The sequence below is a fragment of the Bartonella sp. AC10YNML genome (genome assembly GCF_042196825.1).
Taxonomy (GTDB): domain Bacteria; phylum Pseudomonadota; class Alphaproteobacteria; order Rhizobiales; family Rhizobiaceae; genus Bartonella.
Window position 1 is genome coordinate 1 of record NZ_JBHIRA010000015.1, and the last position, 24065, is coordinate 24065.

Annotated in this window: 17 protein-coding genes and 3 pseudogenes; 5 read left to right on the plus strand and 15 right to left on the minus strand. The window is 37.4% G+C overall.

Going from position 1 to position 24065, the window contains the following annotated elements; genetic code table 11:
• Both ACFINA_RS07540 and ACFINA_RS07545 read right to left on the minus strand, forming a co-directional pair.
• Window positions 1–92 (minus strand): annotated as a pseudogene (locus ACFINA_RS07540) (phage tail protein); the annotation flags it as partial.
• A gap of 25 nt (window positions 93–117) precedes the next feature.
• The gene (locus tag ACFINA_RS07545; protein WP_375615355.1) at window positions 118–492 is read right to left on the minus strand and encodes a hypothetical protein; all 375 of its coding nucleotides are present in this window, start codon (window positions 490–492) and stop codon (window positions 118–120) included.
• A 130-nt stretch (window positions 493–622) separates the two neighbouring features.
• Between ACFINA_RS07545 and ACFINA_RS07550 the strand changes: the two genes are divergently transcribed.
• The 4 genes and pseudogenes from ACFINA_RS07550 to ACFINA_RS07565 all read left to right on the plus strand — a co-directional run.
• Window positions 623–859, plus strand: a complete 237-nt coding sequence (locus ACFINA_RS07550) for a hypothetical protein (RefSeq protein ID WP_375615356.1) — start codon at window positions 623–625, stop codon at window positions 857–859.
• Window positions 860–1613: 754 nt separating this feature from the next.
• Entirely contained in the window at window positions 1614–2189 is a 576-nt protein-coding gene (locus tag ACFINA_RS07555; protein WP_375615357.1) for a hypothetical protein, read from the plus strand.
• A 133-nt stretch (window positions 2190–2322) separates the two neighbouring features.
• Complete coding sequence (locus ACFINA_RS07560) at window positions 2323–2835, plus strand: hypothetical protein (RefSeq protein WP_375615358.1); 513 nt, start codon at window positions 2323–2325, stop codon at window positions 2833–2835.
• A 27-nt stretch (window positions 2836–2862) separates the two neighbouring features.
• Window positions 2863–4233, plus strand: a pseudogene (locus ACFINA_RS07565) (autotransporter outer membrane beta-barrel domain-containing protein); the annotation flags it as partial.
• Between the two features lie 538 nt (window positions 4234–4771).
• On the opposite strand, the gene ACFINA_RS07570 reads toward ACFINA_RS07565, so the two are convergent.
• The 11 genes and pseudogenes from ACFINA_RS07570 to ACFINA_RS07620 all read right to left on the minus strand — a co-directional run bounded on the left by ACFINA_RS07570 (window position 4772) and on the right by ACFINA_RS07620 (window position 20816).
• Window positions 4772–5554: an ABC transporter ATP-binding protein gene (locus ACFINA_RS07570; protein ID WP_273790734.1), complete on the minus strand. Its 783-nt coding sequence runs from the start codon at window positions 5552–5554 to the stop codon at window positions 4772–4774.
• Window positions 5541–6425 carry an ABC transporter ATP-binding protein gene (locus ACFINA_RS07575; protein WP_273790733.1) on the minus strand — a complete coding sequence of 295 codons (885 nt, stop codon included), beginning with the start codon at window positions 6423–6425 and terminating at the stop codon, window positions 5541–5543. The genes ACFINA_RS07570 and ACFINA_RS07575 overlap by 14 nt, the downstream gene beginning before the upstream one ends.
• On the minus strand, window positions 6418–7347 hold the full coding sequence (locus ACFINA_RS07580; protein WP_273790732.1) for an ABC transporter permease: 930 nt from the start codon (window positions 7345–7347) through the stop codon (window positions 6418–6420). Before ACFINA_RS07580 ends, ACFINA_RS07575 begins: the two co-directional genes overlap by 8 nt.
• Window positions 7348–7349: 2 nt before the next feature.
• Window positions 7350–8423 (minus strand): ABC transporter permease, encoded by a 1074-nt coding sequence (locus ACFINA_RS07585; protein WP_375607280.1) that lies wholly within the window; start codon window positions 8421–8423, stop codon window positions 7350–7352.
• Between the two features lie 110 nt (window positions 8424–8533).
• Window positions 8534–10150, minus strand: a complete 1617-nt coding sequence (locus ACFINA_RS07590) for an ABC transporter substrate-binding protein (RefSeq protein WP_375615359.1) — start codon at window positions 10148–10150, stop codon at window positions 8534–8536.
• Window positions 10151–10521: 371 nt separating this feature from the next.
• The gene (locus tag ACFINA_RS07595; protein ID WP_375610798.1) at window positions 10522–12147 is read right to left on the minus strand and encodes an ABC transporter substrate-binding protein; all 1626 of its coding nucleotides are present in this window, start codon (window positions 12145–12147) and stop codon (window positions 10522–10524) included.
• A gap of 1619 nt (window positions 12148–13766) precedes the next feature.
• The gene (locus tag ACFINA_RS07600; protein ID WP_375615367.1) at window positions 13767–14357 is read right to left on the minus strand and encodes a DNA-3-methyladenine glycosylase I; all 591 of its coding nucleotides are present in this window, start codon (window positions 14355–14357) and stop codon (window positions 13767–13769) included.
• A gap of 8 nt (window positions 14358–14365) precedes the next feature.
• Window positions 14366–14594, minus strand: a pseudogene (locus ACFINA_RS07605) (Arm DNA-binding domain-containing protein); the annotation flags it as partial.
• 181 nt (window positions 14595–14775) lie between these two features.
• Window positions 14776–16206 (minus strand): exodeoxyribonuclease VII large subunit, encoded by a 1431-nt coding sequence (xseA, locus tag ACFINA_RS07610; protein ID WP_375615360.1) that lies wholly within the window; start codon window positions 16204–16206, stop codon window positions 14776–14778.
• A gap of 461 nt (window positions 16207–16667) precedes the next feature.
• Window positions 16668–18299: an ABC transporter substrate-binding protein gene (locus ACFINA_RS07615; RefSeq protein WP_375607284.1), complete on the minus strand. Its 1632-nt coding sequence runs from the start codon at window positions 18297–18299 to the stop codon at window positions 16668–16670.
• Window positions 18300–19190: 891 nt separating this feature from the next.
• Window positions 19191–20816: an ABC transporter substrate-binding protein gene (locus ACFINA_RS07620; protein WP_375615361.1), complete on the minus strand. Its 1626-nt coding sequence runs from the start codon at window positions 20814–20816 to the stop codon at window positions 19191–19193.
• 1086 nt (window positions 20817–21902) lie between these two features.
• Here ACFINA_RS07620 and ACFINA_RS07625 point away from each other — a divergent pair.
• On the plus strand, window positions 21903–22187 hold the full coding sequence (locus ACFINA_RS07625; protein WP_375607286.1) for a DUF6460 domain-containing protein: 285 nt from the start codon (window positions 21903–21905) through the stop codon (window positions 22185–22187).
• Window positions 22188–22209: 22 nt separating this feature from the next.
• On the opposite strand, the gene ACFINA_RS07630 is transcribed toward ACFINA_RS07625, so the two are convergent.
• Complete coding sequence (locus ACFINA_RS07630) at window positions 22210–23019, minus strand: TIGR02186 family protein (RefSeq protein ID WP_375607287.1); 810 nt, start codon at window positions 23017–23019, stop codon at window positions 22210–22212.
• 2 nt (window positions 23020–23021) lie between these two features.
• Window positions 23022–23942: a sulfite exporter TauE/SafE family protein gene (locus ACFINA_RS07635; RefSeq protein WP_375607288.1), complete on the minus strand. Its 921-nt coding sequence runs from the start codon at window positions 23940–23942 to the stop codon at window positions 23022–23024.
• Window positions 23943–24065 lie beyond the last annotated feature (123 nt).

The following is a 24065-nucleotide window of genomic DNA, read 5'->3' on the forward strand; positions in this document are numbered from 1 at the left end:
CATGAAGCAGAAAACTCTTCCTCAAAGGATTGGAAATTCAGCCAGTCCACATAAAAAAGATGTGGTCCTAACATCAGCAAAGGATCTCTCATAGACGCCCTCCCCTTGATTGTATCATTACTCTGTCCCGCCATGCAGCGCATTGGCACGTGCCCGTTGCAAAGCATGGGCAACCGCACGACCAGTGACAACAGGATCACGCGCACCATTGACATGCACCGTGACATTTTGATTGTGTGTGATGGGGGAGTGATCTTTGCTTTTTGCTTCTGTGAAAGGGGAATTTGCATGCCCCGCCCCCGCAAATTGTGCTATGGGTTGGATGGTTGTTTTGCCTCCCAAAAAACTTGGCAAAAACTCTCTTACATCAATCGACCCAATCCACCCATTCATGCGGCTGGGCAAAGATTTACAAAAATCGCTCAACTTTGTAATGGGGCCCATAAAACCACAAACAATCCAATTGGCTAAATCTTCGCCGGCTTGTTCCATACCAGCCTTGGCACCCTCCGAGAGCTTTTCCTGTGTAAAAAAAACTCTTCAACCATTGCCAAAAGTTGGAAAAGCTTCGTTTAACGCTCTCCCACAAACCTTCAAAGCTTTGAATAACAGAGGAAAGTCCTTGTTTGAACTTTTGCCAAGTTTGAGAGAAATCAAAAGCAGCAGCAATGATATTTTTCCATTTGGTGATGGTAGTGGTATCAGCACCAAAAACAAACCAAGATGTGTGCCAGTCATGGTAAAGCACAACACACGTAAAGCAATGTTAAAAGCCATCAGGGCGGCAATGGTTTTGATAACGGCGCTTGTTAAAACGGAATGGGCACGCCCCATGCCATTTTACAAAACGCGCATTTAATGGTAAAAAGTGATCATAAAACAATAAATTACCGTGTATTTCCACCTCTTCCCACTTAGTACAAAACCTAATGTCAAATTACATTCAACGAAATTTTGTATAATATGTAACCTTTCAGAAATTATGGCTTATCAGCAGATTCTGTATATTTTTATATTTTATTTGTTCAAAGAGGACACTAAGCACTCAAAGAACCTTTAAAGCTCTGTCAAAAACTCATTTGATACACAATGTAAGCAACAACAATCAATTATCGCATATCTACCCTAATTTCACCTTTTCCCACTCAGTATAAAATATAAAGTCAAATTACACACAAAAAGATTTATTCTTTATTGACTTTAAAACCTCTCCTTTTTTTGAAAATATACAACTGTAAAAGCACTACTCTTCTCTTTTACATTACGTTTTTTACTGTCTTTTTTATTCCTGTATTTCTTTAATCATACACCAATGAATATTGGCTCAAAGAATATCTACAATCAATAAAAAATATTATAAATGCAACTATCAACGCCTCATAATATTTCCCTGAATATGAAAAATTTATTTTTTAAATATAATTAGATAAAGATACATTATGAAATAAATTAATATTACATGATTAAATATAAATACAACTTTAATTTTGAAAAAAAAGCAAAACAAAATATCAAAGTGCTGTGTTATTAAAATAAAAGCAATATCTATTTTCAATTATTCTTATGACGTTAGCGGAAAAATGAATGTTGGGGGCTTTAAAAGGAGTAGGCTGTTGCCTAAAAAATTTCTTCTATCCTGCACAGCAATTGTAGCAGTTATACTTTCTGGTATCAATCTTAATACACAAGCTAAAAATCTTGAAATTTCAGAAAGTAAAAAAGAAGTTTCCAACGAAACCTATGAAATTATTCACGCAAAAAAAGGTGTTCAAATTATCGGCAAGCATTTGACGATAATCGGAAACAAAAAAACAAACACCAACATAGGCACAAATATGTACGCTATAACAGCTGAAGGTTCCAACACTGCGATTGAATTACTGGATGGTACAACCATAAAAGGAAATGGTTCTAGCATTTTCTTCGGACTTGAAGCAAAAGATGGTGCTACACTGAAAATGACTGGAGGAACTATTACAGTTTCCAACACTGGCGCTAAGTTCTTGAACAGTAAGAATGTTGAAAACAAGCTAAAAGATATAATAATATCAAGTGGCAAAGGCAAAGCTCCACTAACTTTTGCAATATTTGCAGACAAAAACAGTGAAGTCACTTTAGAAAATCTAAAGGTGACTAAGGCAATGAATAGCGTCGTCGCAAATAATCAGTCTAAAATCACAATATCGTGAAGGATCGTTTGATGCAAAAGGTGCATCAATACATGCTTTAAGCAGTAGTACGATTACTTTAACTAACAATGCTCAAATTACATCATCTGATAACGTTGGTCTCTATGCAGAGGGCTCAAAATCCAAGATCACAATGATGGGAGGAAATATAACAGGAAAAGATGCAGCATTATCTACAACCAAAGGTGGCCATATTCAAGTCACAGATGTGTCTCTAAAAATAGTAAATAGCCTAACTTTTACTGTCAATGCTTATAATTCTGATACCGTAATTGAGTTGCTCAGAAAGACAACGATTAGCGGTGATGGAGATGGACTTTTTGCAAAAGATAATGCTATGATCAAAATGACCGGAGGAAACATTAACGCTTCCTATATTGGTGCTAGCTTCGATAATAGTAAGAATACTGAAAATAAGCTGAAAGATGTAATAATATCAACTGGCAAAGCATCACTATCCGGTGGCGCATTTGCGTACAATAACAGTCAAGTCACTTTAGAAAATGTAAAAGTGACTAAGGCAATGAATAGCGTTACTGTAAATAATAAATCTGAAATCACGATATTGGGAGGATCATTTGATGCCACAAAGGCAGCAATATCTGCTTACAATGGTAGTCTCGTAACTCTAACCAATAATGTTTAAGCTACATCATCTCATGGCACTGGACTCCATGCAACAGGAAAAGCAAAAATTCATTTCAACGTCGAATGGAGTGATAGTGCTACCATAAACAAACAAAAAGCTGACCATCTTCTAATTCACGGTGATGTTTCAGGTACTACACTGGTTTATATCACTGGACATTTAGAAAAGAACAATATTAAAGCAGAGGCTTCTGCTCTTACCAGTGCACGTGGTCTTTCACTCATTCAAGTTTCTGGAAAAGTAAATCAAAACTCTTTCAAACTTGCACAGGACTATATCACAATAAGTGGTTCACCTTATAAAGATATACTGAAAGCTTATGAACCAAAATCAAACCACAGTAAAACAAATACTGAACAAAACCTTTTAGAAGAAAATAAAAATTTCTGGGATTTTCGCTTACAACCAGTACTGCTTGATAGCGACTCAAAAGTAAAAACCATCGTGCCATAAATACAAGCTATTTTATCATGCTCTGTGCTCTCTTGTATGCTGGATTGATCGATATGGCAACTGTTAGCCAATATGCGAACATCTGTTTTAGGGAAAGAATAAGACAAACGGAACGGCTTCTTCTTATACTTCTATGGAGAAACAGGAATCTTATTTTCTGATGAGTAGTGCTCCTAGTAAATATGGTTATAGCAGTGCTAATCTTCACTATGCTGCTCTACAAGGAGCCACTAACTTTGTCGCGCAGAAGGGAAAAATATCTACAACACATTTGGATCTTGTAGAAACCTATGGACAACTCTCTTTCACTCCAAAGAATATACAAGACAGCGAGTAAGAGCACTGTGGATAAATGGTCACTCACAACCTATGGAACCATACAACATGACAGTGGTTTCTATCTTGATACGCTGTTATCCTATGGCTTCCTAAAGGGAAAGATCACCAATGCCCTCATTAGTACAACCGCAAAATTGAAAAATGCAAAAATGTTGGCGATCTCCACAACTGTTGGCAAACAATTTGCAACGGGTATTCAAGGCGTAACATTCGAACCGCAGGCACAGCTTGCCTATTAGTATTTGATGTTTGATACCATTAAAGATGCTGATAATCTGACCATTGAGATGCAAAATCCTTCTCAAGGGATAATCCGTGTTGGTGCACGTTTGACAAAAACCATTGCCACTAAAAACAGCCGTCCTATGTCTTTCTATGGAAAAGTAAACTTGATCAAAACCTTTGGTGATGATCAGGCACTCCATATCGATAAGGACTATAAACGTGACCCCTCAGGAACTTCCCTTGAAGGTGGGTTTGGTATTAAGTGCACAATTGTCCGCTAACCTCTCCCTTCATGGTGATGTCAGCTATCAACAAAAGTTTCAAAAAACTGGTATAAGTGGTGCAAACTTTTCAGGAGGAATACGCTATCAGTTTTAAATCAAGATTGTAAAAAACAGCCTATTCAATTTAACAAAAAGGCAGCATACCTCTGCCTTTCTAGCTTATTATAAGCGTTTTTTTAATAGAAAACAGTGAAATATTTGAAGACAGTTATTTACCATTGGATATTTTTTACAAAAAATTCTTTTTATAAAGAATAAAACTGTAAAAAAGAGAATAACCAAAAACAAAATGATATTGTAAAATAATGAGAAGCTGTTCTAGAAAATACAGCATTACTATCTTTTGTTATTTCTCACAAATTTAATGCTTAAAATCTCAAAATAAAACTTTTGAACATAAAATGATAAGTAAAAATAATGCAACAATATCAAACAAAGGGATGTATGTTATAAGTCACTCGTATATTTCAAAATGCGAGTTCTAATAGGATTTAAAATATTATAGCTCAAACACTGCCCAGCAAATTCATACTGAAAAAATCCTATTATCCTCTTCCCTCTTAATAATGCCGCCAAACATCTCTAAAAACTTTAAAACAAATAAAATTGCACTTTCTCTTCTGTAAAATTGATCATGCTCTTTGCTCTCTATGAACAATAGGCTCTATACTTGCTTCAAAAAACTCCTTTGTATAATCGTGTTGCGCATGTAGATTACGCAATTCATCATTGCTAAGCTCTTCAAGAATAATCCCTTTATGCATAATTCCAACACGTTCACAAATATGTGCAACAACAGCAAGATCATGGGATACCATTAAGTAAGTAAGCTTTTTTCTCACGCGCAGTGATTTCAACAAATTTAAAATTTCAGCCTGTACCGACACATCCAATGCAGATGTTGGCTCATCAAGCAATAACACCTCTGGCTCAATAATTAAAGCACGTGCAAGAGCAATACGCTGACGCTGCCCTCCAGACAACTCATGAGGATAACGATAAAGAAATGAAGAATCTAAACCAACGGAATCTAAAGCATCCTCCACACGCTCTCTTTGATTATCCATCCCATGGATTTTGAGCGATTCAGAAAGAACCGTATGGACCATTTTTCTTGGATGCAGCGAAGCATAAGGATCTTGAAAAACCATTTGAATACAGCGTAAAAAATCCTTACTTCTTTTCTTTTCAACTTCTTGTCCAGCAAAAAGGAACTTTCCACTATAATCTGGAATGAGCCCCACCAATGTATTCAAAATAGTTGACTTTCCACATCCAGATTCACCAATCAAACCATAAGCTTCACCACGCTTAATATGAAAATTAACATTTTTAACAACTGTTACTGCCTTATGCCTGTGCCCAAAAGTTACAGATAAATTAGAAACATCAATAATATTCTCACAATTTGTCATGAGGAACCTCCTCAACACCATTAACAATCGTAGGATTATACAACCAGTCAGGATCACGCTCAGGAACAGCCAAAATATCAACTGGATTATCAAGCCGTGGCAAACTCGCGAGCAACGCCTTTGTATAAGGATGACAAGCGTGAGACAAATCAGAAGCAGGCAACTCTTCTAACACACGGCCCGCATACATCACCAAAATACGATCACAAAAATCAGCAATCATATTTAAATCATGACTAATGAAAATAAGTCCCGTTCCAGATTTTGTCACAAGTTCATCTAATACAGATAAAACTTGTCGTCTGACCGTAATATCAAGTGCAGATGTTGGCTCATCGGCAATAATTAAATCAGGTTTTGGAATGAGCATCATTGCAATCATCACGCGCTGCCCCATCCCCCCAGATATTTCATGAGGAAAGAGACGCATCACATGTTCAGGATCACGAATATGAACAGATTCTAACATAGATATGGTGCGCTCCCTCGCTTCAGCTTTTGAAACACGGTAATGAATACGGTAAGCCTCCATAATCTGTTCCCCGATCCGTATTAATGGATTAAGTGAATATTTTGGATCCTGTAAAATCATTGAAATACGTTTCCCACGGATTTTTCGCATCTGAGGTTCACTTGCAGCCAATAAATCAACATCCTCAAAGCGCATTTTTTTAGCTTTAACAATGGCTGCTTTTGGACTCAACCTTAGTATTGCGCGCCCAGTCATCGATTTTCCAGATCCGGATTCACCAACAATTCCAATTTTTTCTTTTCCAACAGAAAAACTAACGCCACGCACAACTTCTGAAATGCCGCGCGTTGTAGGAAAAGAAATACGTAAATCTTCTACTTCTAATAATTTATTACCCATTGCGTGGATCCAATACATCACGAAGACCATCACCTAAAAGGTTGAAAGCAAGACTTGCAAATAATATTGCACAGCCTGGTATTGCCGCCAACCACCAATTTGTCATCATAAATTCCCGCCCTGAAGAAAGCATCGCACCCCATTCAGGACTTGGAAGTTGAGCTCCCAACCCTAAAAAACCAAGACCAGCAGCCGTTAAAATAATTCCAGACATATCCAAAGTTAATCGTACAATCACTGAAGGAATACACATGGGTGCAACATGAAACAAAATAATTCGCCAAGCAGAGGCCCCTTGCAGGCGAACTACAGAAACATAATCAGAAGAACGTATTGTCAAAGTCTCAGCACGTGCTAAACGTGCAATTGGTGGCCATGCTGCAATTGAAATTGCAATAGAAGCATTTTCGATCCCTGGTCCCAATGCGGCTGAAAATGCAAGAGCTAAAATCAAACCTGGAAAAGCAAGAAAAATATCGACAATGCGCATGAGCACAGTATCAACCCATCCGCCCATATAACCAGATACAGTTCCAACAATAAGCCCTATTGGACCTACAATAACTGTTGTAAGAAAAACAACATAAAGAGTAATACGGGAACCAAAAACAAGGCGACTAAAAATGTCACGTCCCAATTCATCTGTTCCAAAATAATGCGCCATAGAGGGTGGCTGCAACCGATGCCCTAGATCATTGCTAAGAAAATCATGCGTAGCAATCCAAGGAGCAAAAAATGCACATATGATAATAATACAAATAATAAGCAGACCGAATACAGCCGAAAAGTTATGAAAAAACTTAGCCAGTGCGTGATAAATTCTTTGTATGTTCGCTTGAATTATGGAGTTTGGAACAGGATCGTTTAACCAACTACCCAAAGAAGATGATGATTGCGATTTATGATGATTACTTACTGTCATATTCAACGTGTCCTTGGATCAAAAATGCGATAAAGCAAATCAGAAAATAAATTAATGGCGACAAAGATAAATCCTACAAGCAAAGTACATCCTACAACTGCATTCATATCTCCGGCTAAAAGAGCATTTGTCAAGTAATGTCCAAAACCAGGCCAAGCAAAAACTGTCTCAGTTAAAACAGCCCCTTCTAATAAAAAAGCATAAGAAAGTGCAACAACGGTAATAATTTGAACAGCAGCATTTCGAAAGGCATGCCCCCAAACGGTTCGCGCCCACGATAATCCCTTTACACGTGCAGTAATGATATATTCCTGATTAAGCTGCTCAATCATAAACCCACGAGTCATACGGCTAATATAAGCCATAGCACCGAAAGCCAAGATCAAAGCAGGCATAATAACGTGACTAAAAACATTACCAAAAGCCTCCCATTGTCCTTGGCTTGCAGTATCCCAAAGGAAAAATCCTGTTTTTGGTTCAAAAGAATATTCATAAAGAAAATCAAGTCGTCCTGGGCCACCAATCCAGCCAAGCTTGGCGTAAAATATTAACAACGCCATTAATCCGAGCCAAAATGTTGGAGTAGAATAACTTACAAGTGTAAAAACACGGACAACATAATCAATAAATGAATCGCGATACATTGCTGCAAAAACACCAAATGGAATTCCAAGACTTGTGCCAATAACAATAGCAACGGTTGCAAGCTCTAATGTTGCAGGAAATACACGCATAATATCGGCTAGAACAGGTCGCCCAGAAGTTAAAGCATCTCCAAAGTCAAACAAAAATACATTATGAAGATACTTCCAATATTGGACAATCAACGGCTTATCAAGACCCAGCTTATAATACATTGCATCATAAGCTTCCTGACTGATATTATCACCAAGAATAGACAGAACTGGATCTAGAGGAAGAAGATGACCAAGAAAAAAAGTGATCGTCACCAACCCAAGCAATGTGATAAAAACTGAAATAAGAAGTTTCAATCCTTTGCATAAAAAATCCCATAAAAATAATTTTTTCTGCTTTTCTGATACAGCTCTTTCAGTCTCTGAAAGTGGCAAAACCATTATAAAAATCCCCTCTGTAGCGACAAAACATAAAGCAAATACCTTTTTATATAACAAAACAATCTCTTATTAAGCATGTTCTACAATCCTTTTCTATAACATGCTTCTTTTTATTTTTCTGCTTCATTGTAATAAAGTCTATAACTGTTCCAAATCCATTTTTTGACATCAGGCCCCATACCAACGGTATAATATGTCTGAAATAAATAAACCATAGGACCATGCTCTAGCACATAATGCTGTAAAGTACGATATTGCATGATACGCTTATTGGGGTCTTTCTCAAACAAAGCATCCATCACCATGTTATTAACATTTTCATCATAATACCCAGCGCGCCAAGCTAAATACATATTGTGCTTTTTTGTAAATGTTGGATCAGGGTTAAACACGTGATTTAATGAAGCAGGATGTCCATCAGGATCGGCACTCCCCCACCCCATAAGTGCAGTATCATAATTTCCACCACGTACACGGCTCAACAATTGATTTTGTGCCATTTTTTCAATTGTAAGCTCAACACCAATTTTGCGTGCATTGGCTTGAATAGACTGTGCAACAGACGACATATAACTAAGGCTTCCAACTAAAAGATTAGCTTTAAACCCATTAGGATAACCAGCTTCAGTAATCAGTTGTTTTGCTTTTTTCAAATCCAACTGAAAAGGCAACCCTTCTTTTTCATCCAACGCACCTGGAACACCCAAGGACATATAAGTTGCCCGAGGAATAGCAATCCCTTTCAAAACAGTTTTCCCAAGACCTTCATAATCAACTAAATAACGGAGTGCCAATCTGACCTTTTCATTCGCAAAAATTGCATTCTTATTATTTAACGATAGGTAAATAATCTGCGGACGCAAAACACGACTAATTTTGACTGGTCCTCCCTTTTTTTCAAGATCTAAAATATCCTCTGAAGAAAGATCACGCACTATATCCACATCACCTTTTTCCAAAAGAAGTCTTTGACTTGATGAATCCGCTACATGCTGCACAACAATCTGCTTAATTTTAGGCACATCGCCCCAATAATGTTGTGTCGCCTCTAACACAACTTTATCTCCTGGAGACCAGCTCACCAATTTATAAGGTCCAACACAAGCTGAATGTGTTGCTAAATATTTGTTCCCCATATCACCTTTAATACTCTGTGCTTCAATTGTTTTCCGATCAAGCAAAGCAGAAGCATAAGATTGTCCAATAACAGTCAATATGAGCTGAATAGGATAGGGTTTATCTAATTTTAATTGTAAAGTCTTATCATCAAGAGCCTGAATATTTGTTTCAATATTGTTTTTGGTAAATCCATAATCCATTAAAGATTGAGCATAGCTTAATCCTAATTTTATAATCCGCCGCATCGACCATACCAGATCTTGCGCTGTAGCCGTCCTTCCGTCATTAAACTTTAAATCATCACGAAGATGAAAGACTATTCTTTTGCCATTATCTAAAACGTCCCAAGATTCTGCCATAGCAGGACGAATTTTTGTAGGATCATGCTCATCATATTGTACTAACGCGCTGCAAATATTCGTCAATAACTCACTCGTCACAACCTCAACAGTTTGCGCTGGATCAAAACTACTAATTGAATCAATATTCCATGCCATTACCAATATATCTTTAGATGAGGCACTGAATGCCGATGTTACAGCCCCATTAAAAAAAACGATTGAGCTTAATAAAATAGAAAATTTTTTTAATATTCTTTGTTTTCCCATTTTATCTCTTCCTTTTGTATTCTTCTACCTTTTCACACAAAGTGATTGTGATTTTGCTCTTTCACCTTTTAAATAGCATAGCATTAGACATCAATTTCATTTAATCAAACTAAGCATCTATAAAATAATTTTCTTGTACATCAGTCTATATTCGGGATGCAGAGAATCTATAACCATAAACAAAGATCCTCCCCAATATAACTTTCTATATTCATCGCTCCCTATAAACGATCTTAATTATATACTGCTACTACACAAACATCCCTCACGTTTCATCCTTAAAAAACTGAAGAGCTTTATATGGGAGAATATTTTCATCATGCAATTATGATTAAGCTCTTTTTAGCTTTGATAACACTAAAAAGACACACTTATTTTTCAATTTTACTATAAAAAATACGCGGCGCACTATTCCAAACCCATTTTTTGACATCAGGTGTCATCGCTATAGCGCTATATTGCTGATAAATAAACGCATAAGGTCCTTTTTGCATCAGTTCACGTTGTAAATCAGCATAAAGTTGCGCCCGTTTTTGCGGATCTTTTTGAAACAATGCTTCTTCAACTTTTTGATTCATCTCGGCATCAAAATACCCATGCTTCCAACTAGGATAGGCGGTATTTTTTGCCTCAAACCGATTATCAGGGTTATAAACAAGACGTGAAGCCATTGTATGGGGATCCGCAGAATCGTTATTCCATCCGAGAAAAGCTGTATCAAAAGCCCTTGCATTCACTTTTGAAAACAACTGTGTACCTGCCACACGTTCAATTTTAAGACGCACCCCGGCCTGTGCAGCACTATCCTGGAGTGACTGAGCAAGTAACAAAGTATAAGGAGCATTTGATACGAGAAAATTTGCCTCAAATCCATTCGGATAACCAGCCTCTGCTAAAAGCTGCTTGGCTTTTGCAACATCAAATGTAAAGGGTTGCCCCTCTTTTTCATCCAGAGCCCCAAAGTTACCAAGAGGAATAAAACTTGCCCGTGGAACACCAATCCCTTTGAGAAGTTTCTTGCCAAGACCTTCATAGTCAATAAGATAACGCATCGCCAAGCGTACTTTTTCCTTAGCAAAAATGGGATTTGTCGTATTAAATCCCCAGTACATCATAGTTGGTTCTAACACTCTATCAACTTTAATATCTGTTGTTTTTTGCAGATCAGCAAGATCTTCAGGGGTCAAATTACGAGCAACATCAATATCATGTTTTTGCAACAACAAACGTTGTGTTCCTGACTCCACAACATGACGAATGAGAATCTGCTTCAGTTTAGGCGCTTGTCCCCAATAATGGGAACTTGCACGTAACAAAAGCGCTTCTCCAGGGCGCCAACTTTTTAACTGATAAGGACCAACACAAGCAGCATGACTCTTCAAATACTGATTTCCCAGATCGCCATCTTTTTCGTGCTTCATAATTGTCTTACGATCAAGCAAAGCTGTTGCTGGACTTGCAACAATATTATTAAGAATAAGCTCTGCTGGATAAGGCTTATCAAATTTCATCACCACTGTTTTCTTATCTGGGGCTTGCAAAGCATCATCAACATTTTGCTCTGTAATTCCATATTCATTAAAAATTGCCGCATTGGTCATCTTCAATTTGACAATCCGCTTCATACCCCAAACAAGATCATTGGCATTGGCTGATCGCCCATCATTAAACTTCAAACCATCACGCAAATGAAAAGTAATCACCGTACTGTGATCATCCCCTGAAACATCCCAATGTGTAGCTAATGCCGGAACCATTTTAGCAGGATCATCCGTTGCGGTACTGACCAAACTATCACAAACATTGCGGACAATTTCACTTCCATAAACATCATTAAGTTGGGCGGGATCAAATGTACTAATTGCATCAAGGTTCCAAGCCATCAAAAGAGTATCAGCCGGTGTTTTTGCTGAAACTTGTTGTGCAACTATCCCCAGTGCTATAAAAGCAGAAACAAGAGAGCTGCTATTCTTTAATATCTTTTTCTTCAAGTTCATAAACTTTCCCCTTTATTTATTTTTTATCAATTAATGACGCTGAAATAATATAGCAAATTTATAATTATAACATTGAATAAATACGTTTTAATCGCCTATATTTCTAATCACCTATACAGAGTCATCATAAATTCATTGACTTACGTCTCAATAAACCATAGCAAACATGCAATATATGTTTTGCTAACCAGTATTACATTCTTTTCATAACATCTTTGCATATGATAATGCACTATATCAGTTCCCTATTAATCATCAATAAGCCTTGTCGCCCCAAAAAATAGTGAGCTTTTAAAAAATCATTACGCAACAATTTATGAATTCATTATTCTATTCCTTTAGGCGATATTTAAAATAAAATATGCAAACTTTAAAAATAGTCATCCCCCTCAAACACTCAATTTCAAGATACGACGCATCTTTATTACATGACCAAAACGGCACTGAAACAGCAGAAAGACATAAGAAAATATCTTTTCTAAAACGCCACCCCCACAAAAATCTGCTTAATCTTTTGAAAACTAAGTGCCAAAAGTTTTACGTTTTTACCAACAAAACCAAACGCGTTAACAAAGATAAAGGAAAAATGAGAAGAATCATTCCCTCCACGCTTTATCTTTTGAGATAATAAAGCTTACAATCAAAAAAATATACACTAAAATGTATCTCCCCATTGATAAAAACAAAACTCATTAGACGCTCCCCCAAAGACATAACGAATATAAACCCTTCTAAACTTTAGTGTGCATCATTGCTTTACCACTATAAAGATAGAACAGAAAACAACATACCGCAATAGAACTCTCGTTTCCAGCGGAAACATACAGAGATTCAACGAAGCAATGTAGTGGATACAAACTTGCATAAGCTTCATCATCTTCCAAAAAATTGGAGCGCACACGCGGCAAGATCACACTCTAATAGAGAAAAACTATCAGATAATAAAACCTAACACAAGCAGCTTGAGTCATTTAACTTCAATTTTTCATCGCTGCATTTCATTTTTATTGCTTAGGTAAGCATTGAGCAATCGATCTATATACAAATAACCAACAGCCATACAAGCAAAGTAAAAGAATGCAACAACAGCACCCCATCTAAAAAACACTTTGCATTCGTCAATAAACATGAATAAAATATTCATTAATTATAACGGTCATGTCATTAACAGAAATAAAAACACCTCTTCTGAGACCATTACCAATGCTAAAGACTGTTGCACAACATTGAGAGCTAGTAAATGTGTGATGATGCCGATTTGTTCCTTCATAAGCTTAAAGATGGAATGCACAATGGGTTTACTATCATACTATTCACGAACAGCGTTGCAAAATGGGCTTTGGTGTAACTAGATGTTTCTTTAAAATATACAAGACATTACCATTATCTAACTCGAAATACATGACAATTAGATATCACTTCTTTTTGCATCTGTTTTTTCATCTTCAAAATTATCGCTTTGTCGTTTTGATTGCCAACAACCGTAAAAAATCATCAATCTTGTATAAGTTTGTATATTTCAATTATCTTATACAGTGGAGTGCATAATCTGTACATTTATTAAATAATTCAATTATTAGCCTATTGATCATTGCTTTCACGAACGCAACTTTACCAATTTATCGACAAAAACATCCTTCAAGATGATCATTGACAATCCCTACGGACTGCATAAAAGCATAACAAATCGTTGGACCAATAAATGTCCAGCCACGTTTCTTTAAATCTTGAGAAAGACGAAGAGAAGCAGGTGTTATGGGATGAGCCGACAGTGTTTGAAAGTCTATCTTTTCATAATGTTCTGATTGTGGTGGCTGAAAAGACCAAAAATAGTGGGTCAAGCTCCCCCACTCTGTTATAATTTCTTGTGCTCTAAGTGCATTATTAAGTACTGATCGAATTTTTCCTTGATGGCGAACAATATCTTTGTTCTGCATCAACATTTGCACCTTTAACTCATCATAATGAGCAATTTTTTCAAAGTCAAAATGATCAAATGCAATGCGAAAAGAAGAGCGTTTTTTTAAAATTGTCAACCAAGAAAGTCCAGCTTGAAAACCTTCAAGACAAATTTTTTCAAACAAACAAATATCCTCTACAACAGGCTTTCCCCATTCATTATCATGATAAGCACAATAAAGTGGATCAGTTCCGGCCCATGCGCAACGAATTTTTCCATCCACTCCCTTAAGAAGACCTTCCGCAAGCATAGCACTCACCGTAAAACAGAACGCCACCCAGTTGCACATTCACGGGCTCATTTAAAAAAACATCCCTCAAAGAGCACCCACTTCCATTTCACGGCGTCGACCATGAATGATATAACGATAAAACCATTGAGCGTCCCCATCTTTACGTTTGTGAAGAAGCAAGCCAGCACCATCATTATATTTGCCATCTCCCAATGTTGCAACAGACCTTGCATTAAAACGGTTCATAAGAGCCATTTTTAGTCCTTTCTTGTACAGTTTTTACCCTCATGGGGCCCCCACTTGTAATGTGCAAGCAAGTGGTTTTGATTGATTCAAGATACACATATTTGCAATGAGAGAATCATACGTTATTCGGAGCTCTAATTCAATATGAATAGTGCTAAATTAGCTAATATAAATCAATATGTTGTTGTATTCAAAAGAGGGTTCCTTGATCATCGCTAGACGATTTTATTTGCTTGTGTTTTGAACGTTTAGCAGAAACAGGCTCTTGTGTTGCAACACTGATATCACCATCAAAAAAACGTAAATTTATTTGCCCCGTTTCAGGAAACTGTACCAACCGTTTGATGGGCTTATTCTCTTTCCCCAAAGCCAAAACAAAGCCGCGCTCCAAAATATTCTGATACGAAGTGCTTCTTAAAAGCCTAGAGGCTACCTCTAACCCAGCCCGTTGTTTTTCAACATTGCGCACAAAAGCACGCTGAAGACGTGCAGTATATTCCTTCGTATTGTGTTCTGCTTTTTCAGTATTAAGTAAACGCAGTGAAAGACGCACACCAAGTGCATGAAAAGAAAAACGTTTTTTATCATAGCTTACACAAAGAGCACGCTGCAAACGACTTGAAATTTCATCAAAACCTCGCCGTGGTAGAGCAAAAAGTTGATCAGCAGTCGGAAGAGCTCTTAGAGTAGCACGCAGTTTTTGTCGATAAAAATCAAAATAACGCGCAAGTCCCGTACGCAAACGTGCACCAAGCGATGCCACTAGCACCTCGAGATCAAGCTTAACAGGAACAGCCCGCTCTGCTGCGGCTGTGGGAGTTGGAGCGCGCCAATCAGCCACATAATCAATCAAGGTCCAATCCGTTTCATGCCCAACAGCAGAAATAACAGGAAGAGAAGAGTTATAAACAGCACGAACAACGGCTTCGTCATTAAATCCCCACAAATCTTCTAAACTTCCCCCTCCCCGTGCAACAATAAGAAGATCAGGCTTAGGAACAACGCCTCCTAAAGGCAACGCATTAAAACCTTCAACAGCAGCAGCGACTTCCCTCCCACTTGTTTCCCCCTGAACACGTACAGGCCAAACCAAAATATGCAAAGGAAAACGATCGGATATACGGTGAATAATATCACGAATAACAGCACCTGTTGGTGATGTTACAACGCCTATAATTCGGGGCATATAAGGCAAAGTTTTTTTCTTTGCTTCATCAAATAAGCCTTCTTCTAAAAACTTTTTCTTACGATTTTCAAGAAGTGTCATCAAAGCACCAACCCCTGTTGGTTCAAGAGCTTCAATGACAATTTGATATTTTGATGATCCTGGATACGTCGTAAGTTTACCAACAGCGACCACTTCCATCCCTTCTTCAGGAGGAAATTTGAGCTTTTCCATCACTCCACGCCAAATAACAGCTTCCAACCGCGCCTTATCATCTTTTAAAGCAAAATAAGCATGTCCTGAAGCATGAGCACCACGGTAACCTGATATCTCCCCACGCACCCGTACATAACCAAACTTCTCCTCAACAACACGCTTTAAAGCCCCTGCTATTTCGGAAACAGTAAATTCCGCAACATTCGTTGCACTTATTTTTTCATCAAATAAATTTGCCATTTTTCAATTCACAGAAATTGAAATATTAAGTCTTAACATTCACACAAACACATTTTTAATTTTAATGAAATTAACCTCCTCCCAACATCTCAAAGGATGGAGATTTCTACCAATCCACCGGACTAGCTTCTCACGGGGCAAGTTCCACTTGCTGACCACTCATGCGGTTTCCTGCATAGGTGCAACAGCCCAAACCCTGCCCTGTACTGATCACGGTATCTAAAAACACTTAATATGTAAAGCTTTTCATGCCTTATATCACCGCTCTAAACAACAGTGTTTTATGGCGTGATAGGATAAAAGAGCTCTTTAAATAGCGTATCTTGAAATTACATTCTATACACAACATATCAATGCGTTACCGATAAGCTTCAACGTTTTGCAAAATTCTTACCCCCCATACAAAACGCTGAAGTTATCATGATTTCATTCTTGTTGTATTTTACAGCATTAAAATCCACTTATTTTTCAATTGCACTATAAAAAATACGTGGAGCACTATTCCAAACCCATTTTTTGACATCAGGTGTCATCGCTATCGTATGATACGTCTGATAAATAAAAGCATAGGGTCCTTTCTGCATAAATTCACGTTGCAAATCAGCATACATTTGCGCCCGTTTTTGTGGATCTTTTTCAAATAAAGCATCCTGAACCTTTTGATTCATCGTTTCATCCAAATACCCATGGCACCAACTAGGATAGGCGGTATTTTTTGCCTCAAACCGATTATCCGGATTGTAAATAAGACGTGAAGCCATTGTATGAGGATCAGCAGAATCATTATTCCATCCGAAAAAAATCGTATCAAAAGCACGTGCAGAGAGTTTTGAAAATAATTGCGTCCCCACAAAACGTTCAATTTTAAAGCGCACTCCCACTTTTTTTGCATTATCTTGGAGAGACTGAGCAATAGGCAAAGCAAAAGGATAAGGAGATGCCCCTGCAAAAATATTGGCCTCAAAACCATCTGGGTAACCAGCCTCAGTTAACAGCTGCTTTGCTTTTTGCAGATCAAGTTTAAAGGGTTGTCCTTCTTTTTCGTCCAAAGCTCCAAGATTACCAAGAGGAATAAAGCTTGCCCGTGGAACACCAACATCTTTAAGAAGCGTCTTACCGAGTCCTTCATAGTCAATAAGATAATGCATCGCCAAACGCACTTTTTCATTGGCAAAAATTGGATTCGTCACATTAAATCCCCATATGATTACAGATGGCTCTAATACTCTTGCAACTTTAATATCCGTTGTAGCTTGGAGATCTGCTAAATCCTCTGGCAACAAATTACGTGCAACATCGATATCGTGTTTTTGCAACAATAAACGTTGTGTTCCAGGCTCCGCAACATGGCGAATTAAAATCTTATTTAATTTAGGTGCCTCACCCCAATAATTGGAGCTTGCACGCAACAAAATCCCTTCTCCAGGACGCCAGCTACTTATCTGATAAGGACCAACACAGGCAGAATGGCTTGCCAAATACCGATTTCCCAGATCACCATCTTGTTCATGTTTCATAATTGTCTCTCGATCCAACAAGGCAAGAGTACGACTAGTGGCAAAATGGCTAAGAATGAGCTCTGCTGGATAAGGTTTATCAAATTTCATCACCACCGTTTTCTCATCCGGTGCTTGAAAAGCCTCATCAACATTTTGTTCTGTAATACCATATTCATTAAATGTCGCCGCAGTAGCCATCTTCAATTTAACAACCCGCTTCATGCTCCAAACAAGATCATAAGCATTAGCAGAACGACCATCGTTGAACTTCAAACCATCACGCAAATGAAAAGTGATCACCGTTTTCTGATCATCACTTAAAACATCCCAGCTTTTGGCCAAAGAAGGAATAACTTTAGCTGCATTATCTTTAGCGGGGTCAACTAAATTATCACAAACATTGACAAGAACTTCATTCCCATAACGATCATTGATTTGCGCTGGATCAAATGTACTAATTGAATCGAGATTCCACCCCATCACAAGAGTATCAGCGGGTGTTTTTGCTGGAACCTGTTGTACAACCATCCCCAGTGCTATAAAAGCAGAAACCAGAGAGCTGCTCCTTTTCAATATTTTTCTTTTCAAGCTCATAGACTTTTCCTTTTAAAGTTTATTGTATAAATTTTCCACGCAACACAAACATATTTAAATAATAAAATGAGACGATACATAAACGCCTCAAACAAAGTATTCAAACTTTCAAATATCACTACTTACCAATCACTCCTCCTGCCCACCCTTATAAGCTAAACCAAAACGTGCAATGGCAAACACTTTTGCTATACAATAAACGCTTACCAGTAACAGAGCCTATTCATGAGAGCATAATGCTACGATTAAAGACTAACAAACCTCTATTGTTTTTCTCTCTTGTTAAACAAGTTTCCCCTTGTTTTTTCTGACGTTTTTTTAATGTCATCAAAGCACCCCCTGTTGGTTCAAGTGCTTTAATAACAAAAAGCCTTCATCATAATTTAACGTTTCGATCAAACAGAAAAATTCATCAATTTGCCAAGTACAACGACTTTTATTCCTTCTTCAAAAGGAAACTTGCAATTTCTCATCACACCCCGTAAAATAACACCCTCCAATTGGCATCTTACCATCTTTCAAAGTAAGAAACATAGACACCATAAAAACTGATATTCCTCGTACCTTCTCCATAATAAAACTTTTATTCACCATTGCAAAGTCTTTGCTTCTTCAGCAATGCTAAAATTCCGCGACATTTGTTGCACTGATTTTTGAGCAAATAAATTTACCACTTTTCACTTCACAGAAGTTGAAATATTCAGTTTTAACATCCATACCAACACATCTTTAATGAAAATGACAGATCCCTTTTAAAATAGAAATATTCAACAACATATCCAATCATTCCCCATGATCTCCAGCGTATTACAAAGTTCTTGAACACTATGCAAAACGCTGAAGTTATTATGATTTCATTTTTGTTGTATTTTACAATATTTAAAGACACACTTATTTTTCAATTTTACTATAAAAAATTTGTGGCGCACTATTCCAAACCCACTTTTTGATATCAGGTGTCATCGCGATAACGCTATATTTTTGAAAGATAAACGCATAAGGTCCTTTTTGCATCAGTTCACGTTGTAAATCAGCATAAAGTTGCGCTCGTTTTTGTGGATCTTTTTGAAATAACGCCTCTTCAACTTTTTGATTCATCTTGGCATCAAAATACCCATGCTGCCAACTAGGATAGGCGGTATTTTTTGCCTCAAACCGATTATCAGGGTTATAAACAAGACGTGAAGCCATTGTATGGGGATCCGCAGAATCGTTATTCCATCCGACAAAAATCGTATCAAAAGCCCGAGCATAAAGTTTGGAAAACAACTGTGTACCTGCCAAACGCTCAATTTTAAGACGCACCCCCGCCTGTGCGGCACTATCTTGAAGTGACTGAGCAACCAACAGCCTATAAGGAGCATTTGAGACAAGAAAATTTGCCTCAAATCCGTTCGGATAACCGGCCTCTGCTAAAAGCTGCTTGGCTTTTGCAACATCAAATGTAAAGGGTTGTCCTTCTTTTTCATCCAGAGCCCCAAAGTTACCAAGAGGAATAAAACTTGCCCGTGGAACACCAATCCCTTTGAGAAGCTTCTTGCCAAGACCTTCATAGTCAATAAGATAACGCATCGCCAAGCGTACTTTTTCCTTAGCAAAAATGGGATTTGTCATGTTAAATCCCCAATACATCATGGATGGCTCTAACACTTCTTCGATTTTAACATCTGTTGTTTTTTGCAGATCTGCAAGATCTTCAGGGGACAAATCACGAGCAACATCAATATCATGCTTTTGCAACAATAAACGTTGTGTTCCAGGCTCCATAACATGGCGAATGAGAATCTGCTTCAATTTAGGCGCCTCGCCCCAATAATGGGAACTCGCACGTAACAAAAGAGCTTCTCCAGGGCGCCAACTGCTTAACTGATAAGGACCAACACAAGCAGCATGACTTTTCAAATACTGATTTCCCAGATCGCCATCTTTTTCGTGCTTCATAATTGTCTTACGATCAAGCAAAGCTGTTGCTGGACTTGCAACAATATTATTAAGAATAAGCTCTGCTGGATAAGGCTTATCAAATTTCATCACCACTGTTTTCTTATCTGGGGCTTGCAAAGCATCATCAACATTTTGCTCTGTAATTCCATATTCATTAAAAATTGCCGCATTGGTCATCTTCAATTTGACAATCCGCTTCATACCCCAAACAAGATCATTGGCATTGGCTGATCGCCCATCATTAAACTTCAAACCATCACGCAAATGAAAAGTAATCACCGTACTGTGATCATCCCCTGAAACATCCCAATGTGTAGCTAATGCCGGAACCATTTTAGCAGGATCATCCGTTGCGGTACTGACCAAACTATCACAAACATTGCGGACAATTTCACTTCCATAAACATCACTAAGTTGAGCGGGATCAAATGTACTAATTGTATCAATATTCCAAGCCATCACAAGGGTGTCAGCGGGAGTTTTTGCTGAAACCTGTTGTGCAACCATCCCCAGTGCTATAAAAGCAGAAACAAGAGAGCTGCTATTCTTTAATATTTTTTTCTTCAAGTTCATAGACTTTTCCTTTTAAAGTTTATTATATAAATTTCCCACACAACAAGCACATGCTTAATAATAAGGTTAGATGATCCATAAGCGCCTCAAACTAAAGTATTAAAACCTTCAAACAACACCACTTACCAACCACGCCTTCTGCCCATACCTATAAGCCAAGACAAACCAAAACATGCAACAACAAACACTCTGACATACAATGAATGCTCCCCCATAACAGAGCCATTCATGATGTCATAACGCCTACGATTGAAGATTATAAAACCACTATTTTCTCTCTTTTGTCGGGCAAGCGTGTCTCTTCTTTCCTCTCGTCTTTTTATGCCATCAAAAGACTCTTCCTCGTTAGCTTAAGCGCCTTAATAACAAAGAGCTTTAATAACAATTTGACATTTTAACAAAACAGGAAAATTCACCCATCAACCGACATGATCTCCTCTCCCTACAAGAGGAATTTTGAATTTTTCCATAATCCTCTGCCAAATAACAGCTTTTAAATTATATTTTATTTCTAAATAAAAGGAGCATGGCCCTCTGATATTCTTTTACACACCCGCACATAACAAAACTTTTTCCCACATCGTATTTTAAATACCTTTGCTCCTCTAACAACACTTACTTCATTGCTTACATTTTTTCAGCAAAAAATATCTTTTCAATGCACTAAGGTTGAAATACCTAAATATAATACCTATATAAGCACACCCTTATCAGAATAGATAGTCTTTTTTTAAGTAAAATGCCTTGAAATATTATTTCAATACACAACAATAATAAATCCGTTATAAAATCTTCAATAGACTAGAACTCTTATCCTAATACGAAATATCGAAACGCTACAAGAACTCCCCTACAAATTCTCAGAAACGAAAGGATATCTCTTCATTTAATGAAAAAAGCGCCATGAAAATATCGCAAAAAAGCAAGAGAACGCGCGTATATTTTAAAGCACTGATATTACACCAGTACTAAAGTGATGCACTCCAAAAAAGTAAGAAAAAATAAAAAATCTTTCTCCTTTATGACAATGACATCACTGTACTATGATGATACAATAAAAAACAAGATATTCGAAAGTATATTAAAATGAACCGAAAGAAAAAATTGTCAGATTCTTTTCGTGCTTTTCTTGGAGGCACATTAAGCCACCATGTTAGTTTAAAATTGCTCATCCTTTCATTTTTTATTGGCATCATAATGAATTTTTTGGGATGGACACCCAAAAGTCTCATACAGAAAATTATAGATTTTTTTCAGTCTCTATGGGCAACAGGATTTATAACGCTCACAAACTTCTTTCATATCACCATGACGGGAGCGATTGTTGTTGTGCCTATCTTTCTTATCTTACGCATTTTTCATAAAAAATAAAAGCCTCAACATTTTCCTTGCGCTAGTCTTTTCGAAAAATCAAACGACATAAAAATCCTGTGGTAACAGCAATGATCACCGCAACAATAGCATATAAGAAACGATACTTATGTGCTGCGTAAAAAATTGTATAAGCGATATGTGCTTTAACAATTTCAAGAGTCGTTGTTGTACTATCAATAAACTGACCATCACGAAAAAGATAAGCACGAACCTTATAATGTCCAACAGGAATATTGGTTGGTAAACGAAAATGTGCAGTAAAAAGCGTGTCAGAACCAAAACGAACACCCCCTACTTCCTCATAATAAAGGCTTTTGGCTTTTTGCAGTTTTATAAGTTCATCGCGAAAGATCTGTATTTTTTTCTGATCTTTTTCATCCGTCTGCAATGGCAAATAAAGTAATCCTAACCCCAAGCGTTTATAATCTTCAACACTCGTAATATCGTCAATTTCACGTGTTGTGACCATAGAGTAAAAAAGAGGAACCTTTTTAAAAATAAGAGAATCTGTATTAACCCAAACACCGGCATTACGTTTTTTTTCTCGCATCACCATTGTCCGCTCTTGTCCCTCCAAGCTCACAACAACATCATAACGGTTTTGTCGAGCATATAACGGATCAATATTTTCCAAAACACCAGCAATATAAAGATCACGACCAGCAAAATTTGCATCCACAGTAATCGTATTTGTTGTTACGATAATTTGAACAGTTTCGTGATCAACTTGATCAACGAATGTCGCTGTCGTCCCAACATGTGACCATGTAGAAAAAGAAACAAAACAAAAGCAACTTGTAATGATGCATAAAGAAAATAATCTACCCATTTTTATCTCATAAGAATATCCAGAGAGAAAAGATTATCGGGGCGTATAAATAATTGAAAAGCAAGACGCATACACACAATCAACACCAAAAACGCAAGTGCCATACGCAATTGTTCCGCCTTTAACTTCCGTCCAGCCCGTGTTCCATATTGCGCACCAATACTTCCTCCCAGCATTAATAAAAAAGCCAGGACAATATCAACGGACTGATGAGTCATACTTTGTAAAACTGTCGTGAAAGAAGACACAAATGTGATCTGAAAAAGTGAAGTTCCAATCACCACATTGGTTGGAACACGCAGAAGGTAAATCAATGCTGGTACCATAAAGAACCCCCCACCAATTCCCATAATAGAAGACAACAACCCTACAATGAGACCAATCCCTAAAACTGGAATAATGCTGACATAGATCATAGATGTCCGAAAACGCATTTTTAACGGTAAGCGATGAATCCAGTTATGTCGACCAGCAAGACGAATATTGGCTTTTCCTGCCTTACGCTTGCGCATCATATCATACCAACTTTCAACAATCATCAAGCTTCCTACACTTCCAAGAAGAATCACATAAAGAAGAGAAATCATTAAGTCTAATTGACCTAATTTTTTCAAAACAGAGAAAATCTGAATCCCGATTAAAGATCCCCCCCCTCCTCCAATCGCCAAAAGAATACCAAGTTTGATATCGAGCGTACGTCTTCTAAAGTGGGTAATCGCTCCTGTTACAGATGACGCAATCATCTGATTTGCACCTGTTCCAACAGCAATAGCAGGAGGGATATTATAAAAAATCAATAAAGGAGTGATAAGAAAACCGCCCCCAATTCCAAAAAGACCAGAAAAAAAACCAGCAACGACTCCCATACCAATCAAAATCAGCATATTGAGAGACATTTCAGCAATTGGTAAATAAATACTCACTTACAGAACCTTCAAGATAATCTGAGGCTTTTTAACAATTGAGAGAATCTTTCTCCAATTATCCTCTTTTCCAATAATCTCTGTTGCGTGTTTAAAAGGATAATTTTAATTGCTATACAACTT

Coding starts and splice junctions, on each gene's coding strand:
- ACFINA_RS07545 (WP_375615355.1), bottom strand. CDS start 492: ATGGAACAAGCCGGCGAAGATTTAGCCAATTGGATTGTTTGTGGTTTT.
- ACFINA_RS07560 (WP_375615358.1), top strand. CDS start 2,323: ATGATGGGAGGAAATATAACAGGAAAAGATGCAGCATTATCTACAACC.
- ACFINA_RS07570 (WP_273790734.1), bottom strand. CDS start 5,554: ATGACAAATTGTGAGAATATTATTGATGTTTCTAATTTATCTGTAACT.
- ACFINA_RS07575 (WP_273790733.1), bottom strand. CDS start 6,425: ATGGGTAATAAATTATTAGAAGTAGAAGATTTACGTATTTCTTTTCCT.
- ACFINA_RS07580 (WP_273790732.1), bottom strand. CDS start 7,347: ATGACAGTAAGTAATCATCATAAATCGCAATCATCATCTTCTTTGGGT.
- ACFINA_RS07585 (WP_375607280.1), bottom strand. CDS start 8,423: ATGGTTTTGCCACTTTCAGAGACTGAAAGAGCTGTATCAGAAAAGCAG.
- ACFINA_RS07590 (WP_375615359.1), bottom strand. CDS start 10,150: ATGGGAAAACAAAGAATATTAAAAAAATTTTCTATTTTATTAAGCTCA.
- ACFINA_RS07595 (WP_375610798.1), bottom strand. CDS start 12,147: ATGAACTTGAAGAAAAAGATATTAAAGAATAGCAGCTCTCTTGTTTCT.
- ACFINA_RS07600 (WP_375615367.1), bottom strand. CDS start 14,357: ATGCTTGCGGAAGGTCTTCTTAAGGGAGTGGATGGAAAAATTCGTTGC.
- xseA (WP_375615360.1), bottom strand. CDS start 16,206: ATGGCAAATTTATTTGATGAAAAAATAAGTGCAACGAATGTTGCGGAA.
- ACFINA_RS07615 (WP_375607284.1), bottom strand. CDS start 18,299: ATGAGCTTGAAAAGAAAAATATTGAAAAGGAGCAGCTCTCTGGTTTCT.
- ACFINA_RS07620 (WP_375615361.1), bottom strand. CDS start 20,816: ATGAACTTGAAGAAAAAAATATTAAAGAATAGCAGCTCTCTTGTTTCT.
- ACFINA_RS07625 (WP_375607286.1), top strand. CDS start 21,903: ATGAACCGAAAGAAAAAATTGTCAGATTCTTTTCGTGCTTTTCTTGGA.
- ACFINA_RS07630 (WP_375607287.1), bottom strand. CDS start 23,019: ATGGGTAGATTATTTTCTTTATGCATCATTACAAGTTGCTTTTGTTTT.